The organism is Streptomyces actinomycinicus, assembly GCF_016741775.1.
Lineage (GTDB): Bacteria > Actinomycetota > Actinomycetes > Streptomycetales > Streptomycetaceae > Streptomyces > Streptomyces actinomycinicus.
Genome location: NZ_JAERRK010000030.1, coordinates 14644 through 27148 on the forward strand (window position 1 = coordinate 14644; position 12505 = coordinate 27148).

General features: G+C 67.4%; 10 protein-coding genes and 3 pseudogenes. 4 read left to right on the forward strand and 9 right to left on the reverse strand.

Annotated elements, in window-relative coordinates:
- Positions 1-37: 37 nt before the first annotated feature.
- The 4 genes from JK359_RS35755 to JK359_RS35770 form a co-directional block, all read right to left on the reverse strand.
- Positions 38-577 carry a hypothetical protein gene (locus tag JK359_RS35755; protein ID WP_201843806.1) on the reverse strand — a complete coding sequence of 180 codons (540 nt, stop codon included), beginning with the start codon at positions 575-577 and terminating at the stop codon, positions 38-40.
- Positions 574-2640, reverse strand: coding sequence for a tyrosine-type recombinase/integrase (locus JK359_RS40275; protein ID WP_307788426.1), 2067 nt, complete (start codon positions 2638-2640; stop codon positions 574-576). The genes JK359_RS35755 and JK359_RS40275 overlap by 4 nt, the downstream gene beginning before the upstream one ends.
- Positions 2641-3190: 550 nt before the next feature.
- Complete coding sequence (locus JK359_RS35765) at positions 3191-3736, reverse strand: GNAT family N-acetyltransferase (RefSeq protein ID WP_201843807.1); 546 nt, start codon at positions 3734-3736, stop codon at positions 3191-3193.
- 39 nt (positions 3737-3775) lie between these two features.
- Entirely contained in the window at positions 3776-3982 is a 207-nt protein-coding gene (locus JK359_RS35770; protein WP_201843808.1) for a hypothetical protein, read from the reverse strand.
- 138 nt (positions 3983-4120) lie between these two features.
- Between JK359_RS35770 and JK359_RS35775 the strand changes: the two are divergent.
- Positions 4121-4878, forward strand: a pseudogene (locus tag JK359_RS35775) (transposase).
- A gap of 118 nt (positions 4879-4996) precedes the next feature.
- Here the strand turns inward: JK359_RS35775 and JK359_RS35780 are convergent.
- Positions 4997-5446: a hypothetical protein gene (locus JK359_RS35780; protein ID WP_201843809.1), complete on the reverse strand. Its 450-nt coding sequence runs from the start codon at positions 5444-5446 to the stop codon at positions 4997-4999.
- Positions 5447-5727: 281 nt separating this feature from the next.
- On the opposite strand from JK359_RS35780, the gene JK359_RS35785 reads away from it, so the two are divergent.
- Complete coding sequence (locus JK359_RS35785) at positions 5728-6735, forward strand: ArsR/SmtB family transcription factor (RefSeq protein ID WP_201843810.1); 1008 nt, start codon at positions 5728-5730, stop codon at positions 6733-6735.
- A 131-nt stretch (positions 6736-6866) separates the two neighbouring features.
- Here JK359_RS35785 and JK359_RS35790 read toward each other — a convergent pair whose 3' ends face one another.
- On the reverse strand, positions 6867-7118 hold the full coding sequence (locus tag JK359_RS35790; protein ID WP_236678978.1) for a hypothetical protein: 252 nt from the start codon (positions 7116-7118) through the stop codon (positions 6867-6869).
- Between the two features lie 932 nt (positions 7119-8050).
- Positions 8051-8750 (reverse strand): annotated as a pseudogene (locus tag JK359_RS35795) (transposase family protein); the annotation flags it as partial.
- Positions 8751-9144: 394 nt separating this feature from the next.
- Here JK359_RS35795 and JK359_RS35800 point away from each other — a divergent pair.
- A complete protein-coding gene (locus JK359_RS35800; RefSeq protein WP_236678979.1) occupies positions 9145-10014 on the forward strand; it encodes an alpha/beta hydrolase family protein in 870 nt (289 codons plus the stop codon).
- A gap of 640 nt (positions 10015-10654) precedes the next feature.
- Positions 10655-11374, forward strand: a pseudogene (locus tag JK359_RS35805) (class I SAM-dependent methyltransferase).
- On the opposite strand, the gene JK359_RS35810 reads toward JK359_RS35805, so the two are convergent.
- A complete protein-coding gene (locus JK359_RS35810) occupies positions 11289-11816 on the reverse strand; it encodes a transposase (RefSeq protein WP_307788427.1) in 528 nt (175 codons plus the stop codon). The pseudogene JK359_RS35805 and the gene JK359_RS35810 overlap by 86 nt on opposite strands.
- Positions 11813-12412, reverse strand: coding sequence for a helix-turn-helix domain-containing protein (locus JK359_RS35815; protein WP_236678981.1), 600 nt, complete (start codon positions 12410-12412; stop codon positions 11813-11815). Before JK359_RS35815 ends, JK359_RS35810 begins: the two co-directional genes overlap by 4 nt.
- Between the last annotated feature and the right edge of the window lie 93 nt (positions 12413-12505).

Sequence of the window (12505 nt, forward strand, 5' to 3'; positions counted from 1 at the left end):
GATCGGCGTCGAGAATGGTGTGAACTCGCGGCATCGGTCAGGGCAGGTGTTGGCGAGTCTCTATCCAGGCGAGGAGTTGATCCCGTATTGGGCTGGGTTGCAGGTGGTCGACAAGCCTGTCCAGATGGGCCGTCAGGTTCTTGTGCCGCCGCAGCTCGCCTATTTGCTCAACCGCGAGTTCGCGCCAGTGATCGGCGAGAGCACGGGCCTCAGAAGGGGTCAGAGCAAGCGCGGTGACAGTGTCGGCCGCCAACCTCTCGGGGCTCCAGTCATGATCCTCGTCGTCAGGGCCGAACTGGTCGATCACCCACATCCGGAGCAAGAAGTTCTGCTGAGCCGCTCGTGCTCGATCCCAGAGACTGTCGCCATGCAGACGCTGGTTGGCCTGCAATGACAGCTTGGCCCACTGCTTGCGGGCTTCGCGGGGTTCGTCGGCGAAATAGGCATGGCCCTGAGCGACGACACGTACCGCCTCAAGCTGCTGGCCTTGAGCGTCCTCAGCGAACGACTGGAGACGCTCGATCGTCCAGGTGCTGAGGTCGCGGCTTGGGTTTTCGTGATTGGCGTCGGCGTTCAAAAGTCCTCGTTCCTGATGGTGGGCATGCCGAGGTCGACGTCGGCTCCCTTGTGGGGACGCCGGTCAATCTGGGTGAGCTTGTCCTTGGCTCCCGCAAGGCTGACACGCAGACCTTCGACTTCGCCAAGCCACCCCTCGCGCTCAGCCTCGGCGATTCGGGCGATGAGATCGTCGCGGATCTCAACCAGCCGGTCGCGCTGAGCAGGGTCGGACCAGAGCATCGGGCAGCGCACGCAGGCGTGTTCGTGGATGCACGGAGTGCCGAACGAGCGGCCGCAGGTTCCGGTGCAGACCTTGCGACGTTCGAAGTGGCCGAGGAACTCGGTCCACTCCTCGTCGGTGGGGACGCGGTACTCGTCGCTGGGGCGCATGGCTCGCCTGCGGGCGAGGAAGGCCAGGTGGGCCTGGACGGCTTCGTCCGGATACATCGCCTTGTAGCCGAGAGTGACGTTGATGTCCTGGTGCCCGGCGATGACCTGGGCGATGTGCGGCGGCAGGCCGCTCAGGACGGCGTCGGTGATGAACACCCTGCGGAAATCGTGCGGAGTGAAGTGCAGGGGGCCGACGGTGACCGAGTCGGCCAGCCCGGTGTGCGCGAGCGCGGTTGTCAGCAACTTCCGGATGGCACCGGAGCTGATCGCCCGGTACTCCCCGCCTCGGTGCCGCTGGAACAGCAGGGGCGAAGGCGGCAGCCACGTGCGTTCGTAGTGGTCGTAGGCGGGAACCCGAGGGACTTTCCCGTTCGTGTCACGGATTCGGCAGATGATCGTGGACAGCACATCGGCGAGTTCGGGCCTGACAACCAGCAGCCTCTCAATGTCCGTCTTCGACGGGATGATCTGCAGCAGTGGGATGAGCTCGCCGGTGGTGGGCAGCCGGTATTGGATCAGGCTGTGGTGGAAGAGCTGGGTGAGTTCCTCGACGCGGATGCCGGTGGCCCGCAGGACCTCGACGACGGCGAAGGCCCAAAAGGCGTGATCCTCCTCGCGGCCGAGATCCCGCCGTTGTCCGGTCGCGGGGTCCTCGGCCAGGATCTTGGCAGCGGCCGAGCGGCCTGGGGTGACGCGTACCAGTGTCTGCCCGGCCGCGCTGAACGTCTCTCCCGGTGCCGAGTCGCGGGCGGCCAACAGCAGGGCGGCGGCGTCTTTGCGGCGCCGGTCGACGCTGCGGACCGGGACCGGCAGCACGGGAAGCCGTTCCCGGGTGCGGGCATCCATCCGGGACTTGCGGCGCCGCTTGTCCTTCTTGCGGTTGATCTCTTCGCTGCCCACCGGGCAGGGCGTGACCCACCGGGCCCAGCGCGAGGGCTCCTCGACGGCCCAGTGCGCCAGGTCCAGGTAGAAGGCCCGTACCGGGGTGAGGCACTCGCAGTAGTTGATGCGAGGTGCCTGGGTGGTGATTCGCCGGCCGTCGGGAGTGCGGACCGTCTTGTCCACGGTGCGAAGTCGCTGCTTCCATGCGTCGGCGACCTCGGTCGGCAGGTGAAGGCTGTCGATGCCTGGGTGGTGCCGTTCCAGGTCGGACCAGAAGAGCTTCACGAGGTAATACGACAGCGCCTCCAGGCTGTTGTAGTCCAACGCGGGCTGGCACTCGCGCAGGTAGTCGACGAACAGGTCGCGGATGGGACGGCAGGCGACGCCGTAGCGGTCGATCAACTCCTCCGGCGTGCGCTGACCAGCACTCCTCAGCTCACGCAGCGTCGCTGGGGCCGGGTCTCCGAACACGCCCAGGTCGTGCAGGACCCGATTGAACAAGTGGGTCGCGCCGACCGAGGTGCCCCGCAGTTCGGCCTCGACCTCCAGCAGCTCCAGGACGTCGCCGGGGGTGATGTCGGAGATGACGCCGCCCTTGGCGGCGAGGATCTGGGCGGTGCGGTAGGCGACGCGGGTCGCGGAGGTCGTGGAGACACTCGTATCCTCGCCGCATCGCTCCCGCAGCCGGGCAAAGCCGACGCTGTCCCGGTACTCCACCATCGCCCGGGGCAGGGCCCCGCGGCGAAGCGAAGAGGTGACCAGCCACGTCAGTGAGGGACGGAAGAGGTCGGCGGCGAGGGCGACATTCACCGCCCGGAAGAACGCGTCCTGACGAAAGCCAGCGGTGTGGCCTCGATCGGAGAGCCACTGCAGCGGAATCTCACGCCAGCTGCCGTTCGCGTGGTCGGCATCGGCTCCGCTGGCCAGCCACCTGTCCTACCAGGTGGCGCCGGGCTGGTCTTCGAGCCAGCCCAGCAGCAGCCCGAGGGCCGCCTTATGGCCGCTGCTGTCGCAGCCCACGAGGAACGGCGCGGTAGTCACTCGCGCCCAGACCGCGTCTCGGACCTGCACCGTGACGGGCCAGGACTCTTCACGCGCTCTTCCCCGCGCGTACGTTTTCTGCGAAGGCAGCGGGATGACCGCGCATGGTGCGGCGTCCAGCGCGGTGGCCATCAGCGGGCCGCCCCGAACAGCACATCCAGCGATTCGGACCGATAGCCGGACGCGGGGCCGGGCGTTGTGCGAGCCGCGGCCTGCCGCGTGTGTTCGGCGTGGTGGACCAGCAGCCGCCGGATCACCTCTTCCTTGCGGGGAGTTAATGGTGTGCTCGGGTATTGGAACTCTCGGAATACCCCCGTGATCAGAGGGGATCGAGGAGCATCAGGACCTCGTCCCGGGTGTCGTCGGGCGCAAGGCGAAGGGCTCCGGGCCAGCGACCGATCTCACGCCATCCGAGTCGGCTGTAGAAGCTCTCCAGCCCTGCTTCTCCTCGGGCCGCGAGATGGAGCTGTTCGAGTCCCAGTTCGTCACGGGCGATCTTCCGCAGCTCACGCATGAGAGCGGATCCGACACCACGGCCGCGGAATTCGGGGTGGGTCTGAAGGTGGCGAACCGTGCCCCAGTGCTCGACGAGCCGGTAGGGATCACGGTTGAGGACGACCCACCCGGCAAGACCGTCACCGAATCTGGCGGTGATGAGTCGGCTGTGCTGCGGATGAAGACGGCCGAGGAGCTTGTCCGTGACGGGTGCGACGTCGTCGTCTCGGACCGGCGCGAAGGGGAATCCGGCGGCGCCGCCTGAGTTGGTGACCGCGATCCAGCAGTCGATCAGCTGGCGTCGGAGGTCGGGAGTGATCTCGCGGGCGTCGGTGATCTGGACGAGATCGGGCTTACTTGCGTGTGTCATGAAAAGCAGCATGTCAGCGCGGTCTGACATCGGGATGGGTCAGTTTTTCGAGTTCCGGCGGCTGACGTCGGCTGCGTAGGCGGCCCAGTCTCCGGCGGCGGCTCGCTGCCATTTGACGGCGACGGTGATGTCGATGCCGAGGGTGCGGGCGAGGACGGCGGCGGGCAGCTCGGTGGCGAGCTGGAACAGCGCGGTCGAGCGGGCTTCCGCGAGCCGGATGCCGAGTTTGCGAAGTCGTTCGCCCATGGCCCAGGCACTGAGCGTTTTCAGCGTGGCCACTGACCGGGTGACGGGGCTGTGCGGGGTCGGGGTGCGCAACGGACAGGGCTCCCGTGCCGTTGAGGGAGGCGTTCGACGTCTCAATTTAGTAGCACGGGAGCCCTGTTGGTTCCGTATCCTGCCGCACTCGACCTGCCCCACGCCCTGGTCGAGTGGGTCACGATGCTCATCGCCACCCGTGAGGGTGACCGGCGGTGCAACCTTCCACCGCACCGCCGTGCGCTGGTCGTTCTCGTGTACCTGCGCCGCCACGACACCCTCGCCCGTATCGCCGCGGCCTTCGGGATATCCGTCGGCACTGCCCACGCCTACGTCACCGCGGTCACCGCTCTGCTCGCCGAGCAGGCGCCGGGCCTGCTGAAGACACTGCGCGCACACGACCCGGACTTCGTCCTCCTGGACGGCACGCTCGCAGAGTGCGACCGCGTCGGCGACGGGAAAGCCGACTACCAAAACACCAGCGCCATGGAGTGAACGTACAGGTCGTCACGGACCCAGCCGGCGAGATTCTGTGGTTGTCGCCGGCGTTACCGGGCCGGACCCACGACCTCACGGCCGCCCGCACTCACAAGATCCTCCGGATCTGCGCGCGCCAGGGCGTTCCGATCCTCGCCGACATGGCCTACATCGGTGCGGGCGACTGGGTCACCACCGCCAAGCGCCGCCCGCCCCGCGGCGAGCTCACCCTCACCGAGCGGACCGAGAACCGGGCCCTGTCCGCGGCCCGGGCACCTGTCGAACGAGGCGTGGCGCGGCTGAAGTCCTGGCAGATCTTCCGTAGATCCCGCATCAGCCCCAACCGCATGAGCGTCATCACCAAAGCCCTCATCACCCTGGAGGGGGACGCTGAAAACGCTCAGTAATACGTGACCGCTGTTGACCCCGCCCCCCCGCGCGGGGGCAACAGCGGTTGTCGGGGTCGGCCCTCCTCATGCGCGACGGCTGTGTTCGAGGGCGGTCCGTGTCGCGTGGATTTGTGTGTCAGAAGACGCCACTGCAGTCGCGGTCGGCCCCTGCCTTACTGGTGCACAGCTTGAGGCTGGTCTTCGATGTCTTGCCGTTCACGACGCCCCACGAGAAGCCGGCGAGGTCCCCGTATGAGCCGTAGCCCGTGGTGACGGTCGCTATGAGTTGCCAGCGGTTGTAGCCAGGGGTGTAGCTGAACAGTTCGACCCGGCGCTTGTCCCTGGCGGTGTCCTTCAGCAGGGTTTCACCAGCGGTGTCGGGGAAGTAGTTCTCCGGGGTGGGCTCGGCCCATTCGTTCCAGCAGAGCCGGCCGGAGACCGAGGCCCCGGTGATGGCGTTCGAGAAGGTCCGGCAGCCGCTGGGGGCGGCCTGCTCGGCGCCCCGTCCTGCGGTGTGCGCGCTCGACACACTGGCGATACCGATCACCAGCGCGGAGCTGGCGATGGCGACACCAAGGCTCCTCATAGCGCTCCTTCGCATCGCTTGCAGGGAACCAGACACTAGGTTCACTCTCCTTCTGTTGCTGGATGTGCCGTCACCGGCCTGCCGTTCGGGCGAGGGGCAGCCCGCTGCGGCTCTCATGCCGAGCCGGCACGCAGGATGGCTGCCTACGCGTGGGCCTTCGGGTCCGCGGGCTGAGCACCGCGGTTGCTGCGGTGCTGTGCAACCAGGTTGCTCGGGAGAGGCAGACAGGTCGTCTCGTTTCGGGCTGGGCCGAAACGAGAGTCACTCGCAAGACTGCGACGGTGACCTTGCGGATTCACTTCACGGCTGAGGACCTGGCCCGCACCCGCCTGGCGTCGGGGGTGCGACCGCTGTTGGAGCTGGGAATAGGCATCCGGCTGCTGCAGGAGCGCAGTCATCCGGTGCGCTTCGATGCCTGGCGGCGTCGGGCCGCGGCAGGTCTGCGTCCTCGCATGCTGCCGCTGTTCGACTTCATCCCCGCGCTGGGGGCGTCCGTGGGATTCTTGGACATGAGCGGCCCTGAGGCACCGGACGCCTTCCGGGAGATGCTCGCCGCAGCTCCGAGGCAGCAGATCATCGAGGACTTGGACCGATGGGCAGCCGGGCTTCGACATATACCCAAAGCGGCACGGCAGCTCCGGGATGACCCGTTGCTCGTCCGCCACCTGGCCAGTGCCGTGCACGAAGCGCACGAGTTCTTCATCGCCCCGTACTGGCCCAAGATCGAGCAGCTTGCCGGATCGGACCGGACGCTGCGCCTGCAACAGTTGGCTGAGCACGGCGTCGAACGCCTACTGAGAGAGCTCAACCCGCGCTACATCACCTGGGCCTCTCCGGTGCTGCACCTGACCACTGCCTCCAACCGCGATGGCGATGTTCACCTCGCGGGACGTGGACTGCTCCTCATCCCGAGCGTGTTCGGCGCCCACTACCCCGCCTTCGACCACCCGGACGACGGGCAGCCCTGGATCACATTCCCTGTCCGCGGCAGCGCGCATGCGCCCATGGCCCCTGCCGCCGTCACGGCCGGCGTCCTCAGTGATCCCCCCGCCTCTCTTCGCGCGCTGCTCGGCCGGACCCGGTCCACCGTCCTGTGGGCGATAGCCGAGCACGTCGGATGCACCACGACCCAACTGGCCGCACTGGTCGGCATCTCCCCCGCGAGCGCCAGTGAACATGCGAGTGTTCTGCGCAGTGCAGGGCTCACTGTGCTCACCCGGGACGGGAAGTGCGTCCGTCACGCCCTCAGCAACTCTGGGCAGGCTCTCCTCGACTCCGCCGGTGCTTGAACCGAGTAGCGAAAGGGTGACTCACTCTGGGCCAACTCGGCTTGGGCTGCACACCGGCCCGCCGTCACCCGATCCGGTCCTCGGTGTTGGTTGGGGCCGGGGGCCTCGGTCATCACGGCGCGGTAGCCGGGCTACGCCCGGCGAAGGCCCGTCCACTGACGCCGTGATGGCGGCAGCCGGCCGGGGGTGCGCAGGCCGGCATCGGAGCCCACGCCGGTTTCGTAGGCGGTGCCCAGGATGTTCTCGCCGTCGGCGCCGGGCGGGATGTAGACGGGGACGATCAGGGAGGCGGTCTTACCGGAGACGTCCAGGCGCAGGGCGCGGCCGGGGGCCTGGACGCAGCGGACGCTGCGGGTGGGGTCGGCGAAGACGATCGCGTCCACGCTGGGGGATGTCGACGCCTTCGGCGACCAGACGGGAGTTGGCGAGGATCGCGGTATCGGCGGCGGCGAGCGGGCGGGGGCGTCCAGGCGGCGCTGTCGGGGGTGTTCACGAGAGCCTTTGATCTGCACGCTTTCGGAGGTGTTGGAGATCGTTCCCCGCCTGGCGGGTGATCGTTCCCCACCGTCGCGGGGGTCGCGTTTATGCTCTGGGGTCCGGTCATGTACGGGAGGGGCGGCGGGTGCACCGCAGACGGTTAGTGACGGGTGTGCGGGTGGCGGCGACGGTGGTCGTCCTGGTGCTGGCTGGGGGTGCTTGCGGAGGCAGCGGGGCGAAGTCCGACGGGGCAAGCCCGGCAGCCCCCGAGGGGACGGTGCCGCTCGAGCATTCTCATCTCAGAATTGCCCAGCTCAAGCAGGTTCTCGATCTGCAGAGCATGCCCCCGGGGTGGAAGGTCGGCGTCCAGGAACTCGCCGGTCGGGATGTGCCCGGGGGTGATGAGTGTCGCAAGCCTGGGCACGTCTGTGCGGGGATGATCAGTCACGCGATCGTGCAGTACGACAACACTAAGAGCACTGGGAACGTCTTCATCGATACGTCTTCGTTCGAGGATGTTGAGGCTGCCCGGAGCTGGTACAAGGACCGCAGTGCTTCGTGGGCAAGCAGGGGAGATCGTGAAATCGCGATGCCAAGGGTCGGCGATGCGAGCGTCGCGCGTTCTGGGGTGAACGCCCACTCCGGTGATCAGTACACCGGGCTTGAGATGCGGGTCGGGACGGTGGTCGTGGCTATGACCTACACGCACCAGGACGAGGCTGATCCGCAGATGTTGCTGACCCTGGCCCGGATGGAGGCCACGCGTCTTCGGCAGGCTCAGTCGGGTGAGGAGCCCACCGCTTCCCTGGCAGGGTCCTGAAGGGTGAAGGACCGGGGGCTGGACGAAGGCGCGTTCGCCGGGTGCGCTCAGGCGGGCATGGTCGCGGTTGTACTGCTGGTAGTGCTCGGGCAGTTCGCGGTGGTTGTAGTAGGGGGTGCGGACGGTGGCGCCGGCGCCCTGGTAGGCGCGGTCGGCGAGGATGAGGATCTGTCTCGTGAGGAAGGCTTGGACGATGCCGTGGGCACAGGCGGCGGTCAGATCGTGGGTGCGTCCCGGCGTCGCGCGCGAGAACCACAAGGGTGTGCCGTCTGCACGTGCGATGACCTGGACGTTCATGCCATGCTTCCGGTGTTTTTGCGAGTAGTACGGCTGGTCTGCGGCAATGCCGTCAGTAGGGATGAGGGTGCCGTCGACGATCACGTGGTCGCCCTCGCCCAGGCCCACCAGCGCCTCGTGCAGGCCGGGAGCCCAGGCGGCCAGCACCTCGAGGGTCTCGTCCACGTAGCGCCAGGCCGTCGCCGCTGATACCCCGAACCCGGCCCCGGTCTGCGCGAACGTCTCGTTCTTCCGTAGATGCGCCAGCGTCAGCAGGGCTTGCTGAAAGCAACCGACCTTGCGCCAACGCGAGTTGTGTTCACGCCTTCGGGCGTAGATGAGCCAGGAGACATGCTCAACCAGCTCATACGGACATCGAGCATGGAAGGATACGGAACCAACGGAGCCCCTTGGTCGCCGGTGTGATGAGTGAGATCACCACGCCAACGACGAGGGGCTCCGTCATGTCACCACCCCTACTGACCAGCCCATTTAACACCTGCAGCACACGATGGAAGAGGCTCACTGAGCTCTTTCAGCGTTGCAGCTCCAGAGTGAGGACGGCTGCAGCAATTGACGGCATTCGCTTTTGACTGCATCGGTCCTTCACCGAGGCCGGGCCGAGAGGCACGCGTGCGTCTCCTCCCGGCCCGGCGCAATCGGAACTGCCCGCGCGCGATCAAGAAGCCGAACCGATGGCCGCTACTGAGGACCCGCGTCAAACGCGGCACTGCGCAGCCAGGCCGCTGGGCCCACAACCCGACCACGAAGCCGGAGAGACCTCGACGGGCTGGAAGACCAGCACTCAGGACAGGCTGCCTCCCTACGATGTCGCCATGATGATCTCTGATCAGGAACAGCCGTTGATACGTGTCCTGCATGACGAGTCCCGACGCGACCTGCGGGATCCGACGCGTCCGCGCCCTGTCCGTCTTTACCTGTGGGAGCCGAGCCGCCCACAGGGTGCACCCGCTCCGCTTGTCGTCGTCTCTCACGGCACCGGAGGTTCGGGCAGCAACATGGAGTGGCTGGTACGACCGCTGCACGAGGCGGGTTTCCGGGTTGTTGCCCTTGATCACCACGGCAACAACTACGTCGACGGTTACGAGCCGGAGGGCTTTCTCCATGTATGGGAACGGCCCCGGGACGTCTCCTTCGCCCTCGATACACTCGCACGGGAACAGCTCCTTGGTCCGGTCGGTGTGGCGGGTTTCTCCCTCGGCGGTTACACGTCGGCGGCCCTTGCCGGGGCCCGTATCGATCCGCAGAACCTGCGGGCTGTACTGACGGGAACGATCCCTCTACCGGTGATTCCCGAGTTTCCCAGCGCGCTAGAGGCGCTGCGGAAGAAGTATCCACTGGACGAGTCGTCACGACGTGTGCTGGATGCCGCCGCAGCAGACCTCTCGGATCCCCGAGTGCGAGCGGTCTTCCAGGTAGCCCCCGGAGTGGGCAGTCTCGTGACGCCGGAAAGCCTGGCAAGCGTGCGAGTGCCTGTGGGCATCCGCTGGGGTGGAGCAGACACGGTCAACCCGTACGGCATCGACACCAAGCCGTACCTGGAGCACATTCCCACAGCGAGTGGTGGCTCGGCCGGCCCCAATGTCCGCCACGACGACTTCTTCGCCCCGGAACCTGCCGACCCGACTGTCCGCGTTCGGGTCGGCAAGGAGGCAGCCGCCTTCTTCCAACAGCACCTTGGCTGATACCTCGGTGGTCACGGCGTCGGCGTAGAGCGCGGGACTACCAGCGTTGAGCAACGGACACCGGCACGTGCCGGCCTCCCCCGGCACCGCGAACCCGATCCGCACGCCCCCACTCCACAGCCCGGGCACCCCACGCGTACGCTTCCCGACCTGCGACACCGGTGGACGGGATCCGGGAGCCCACCAACCAGCCCCTGCCCGACCACTACACCCGCCTCCTGATCAAGGAGGCGGTCATACAGCTCCTTGATCACCTGCGTGAGGGCTTCCGGAACTGGGACACCTACTGGTGCCCTCCGCCGGGGGCCTCCCGCACTTCCGTCGCGGATCCCGAGCAGGGGGTTTGCGGCTCAGCTCGGTCAGGTGCTCGCCGAGTCTGGCGGCTGCGTTCCGCCAATGCCCCAATGGTTCGCCACAGATGTATCGACAGGGCTGCACGGTGGGGCATCATGACGAAGTGGCAGCTGCTGAGCACCGTGTCGAAAACGGCGCTGGCCGTGGCCCAGGTCCGCGCTGACGAGAGCGCAGCCAGCAACGCCTTGTTCAATGACCCGTATGCGCAGCCTTTCTGGCCGCGTCGGGAGAGCCGATACGACCGCACAGCCCCGGTCCGCTGGCGAAGGTCCTGAGGGCCCAGACGGTGATCCGGACCCGCTTCTACGACGACCAGCTTCTGCATTCCGGCTGCAACCAGGTGGTCCTGCTCGCAGCCGGGCTGGACACCCGCGCCTACCGTCTCCCCTGGCCTTGTGGGATCCGCTTGTACGAGCTCGACCTGCAACCGGTCTTCGAGTTCTAGCACCGTGTGCTGGCGGCGGAGTCCGCCGTAGCGCGCTGCGACAGAACGGCCCTTCCCCTGGACCTGCTGCATACCGACTGGGCCGATCGGCTGATCGACGCGGGGTTCAACCCGGCGCAGCCAACCGCCTGGGTGTCGAAAGCCTGCTGGTCTATCTCACCGCAGAGGAGGCGGCCGGGCTGCTCACCACGGTCGGTGAACTGTCCGCCCCTGTCAGCCGGCTCGTCTTGGAGCGGGGACGCAGCTGGCGAACTGTTCTCGACGATCCGTCGGTCGCGCACATCACCTCGCTGTGGAAGGGAGGCCTGGGTTCGAAAACCGCAGACTGGCTGGGCGACCACGGCTGGCACACCCGGATCCATCCACTGGACGCCGTCGCTGACCACTACGGCCGGCCAACAGCCAATCCGTCCAGCACTGGCTTCATCACGGCCGTACGCGGCACGAGCCAAGCGTTGTCCTAGTGCTGGGTTCCTCAAAGGATGTACACATAGCGGCGGCGTAAGTGCCTGGTGGGCCGTGCGGGTCTGCCCCAACGCCAGGGTCGTGCACGGGCGTTGAGCTGGGCTGTGGCCACTTCGGTGGCGTGGGTGATGTGGCCTGGGTCGCCGAAGGAGCGTCCGGCCAGGGCGGTCTTGCGGAAGATGCGCCACCAGCCCTCTTGGAGGTTGAGCCAGCAGGCGCCGACCGGGATGAAGACGTGCCTGATGCGGGGGTGGTCCTCGAGCCAGGTCCGGGTGGACACGCTGTTGTGCGAGGACAGATTGTCGGTGATCACGTAGATGTCCCCGACGGGGTTGGCGTCCTCGACCAGCTGAAGGAACTGCTGATAGAAGGCGCTGTTGCGGGAGGTGGCGGTCATCGTGAGTTCCTGGCCGTCGCGGACGCGTAAGGCGCCGTAGACCCAGGTTTTCTCCGGTCCGCGGGAGTAGTCGATCTCGTTCTTGATGCGGTGTCCGTCCGGTGACCAGCCCGGCGCCGGCGGGAAGGTGCGGGGGATCACCGGGCCGAGCTCGTCGGTGCAGACGACCGTCGCGCCGACGGGCGGGCTGGTGTAGAGCTCGACGATCCGCGTCCTTTTCCCTCGAAGTCCGCATCTCTCGAGGGCGTCCATGAGCGTGTGCGCCGCCAGCGCACGCCCTCGGCCAGCAGGATCCGGCGCACCTGGGAGCGGCTGACCTCGATGCCCCGGTCCCGGGCCCCGGCGGCCAGCGTGTCCAGGGTTTTCCGAGGGCCCTGACTCGTCCGCGGCCCACATGTCGTTCGACGGCTGCACCTCGAGCCGCCCGGGCGGGTCTGCTTGACCAGGCCGACGATCCTCGAGCGTTCGGCTTCGGCGATCCTTCGCTTGCGGCCCTGCCCGCCCGGGTCCTCCAGGCCCTCCAGCCCCGAGCGGTTGAAGCGGTGCAGCCAGCGGCGCACCGTCTTCTGACCACACCGCAGCTCGTCGGCGATCTGCGGGACCAGCCACCCGTCCCAGCTCAGCTCCACCATCCGGCACCGCTCCACCACATCCTTCGGCGCCTTTCTGGCCGACGCCAGGCGGTGGACCACCGCCTGCTCGCCCTCGTCACGTCCCGGCCGTGCCCTCAGCACCATGACCCAGCACCCGCCCCCGAGCACCCGCAACTGCCCCGCTACCAGCAGCTATGCCCACCGAAAGAGGAACCCAGCACTAGCTGGAGCGGGTGT

Excerpts from the sequence above, each read along its gene's own strand:
- JK359_RS35765 (WP_201843807.1), bottom strand. The coding sequence starts at position 3,736 with ATGACACACGCAAGTAAGCCCGATCTCGTCCAGATCACCGACGCCCGC.
- JK359_RS35770 (WP_201843808.1), bottom strand. The coding sequence starts at position 3,982 with ATGGGCGAACGACTTCGCAAACTCGGCATCCGGCTCGCGGAAGCCCGC.
- JK359_RS35780 (WP_201843809.1), bottom strand. The coding sequence starts at position 5,446 with ATGAGGAGCCTTGGTGTCGCCATCGCCAGCTCCGCGCTGGTGATCGGT.
- JK359_RS35800 (WP_236678979.1), top strand. The coding sequence starts at position 9,145 with ATGATGATCTCTGATCAGGAACAGCCGTTGATACGTGTCCTGCATGAC.
- JK359_RS35815 (WP_236678981.1), bottom strand. The coding sequence starts at position 12,412 with ATGGTGCTGAGGGCACGGCCGGGACGTGACGAGGGCGAGCAGGCGGTG.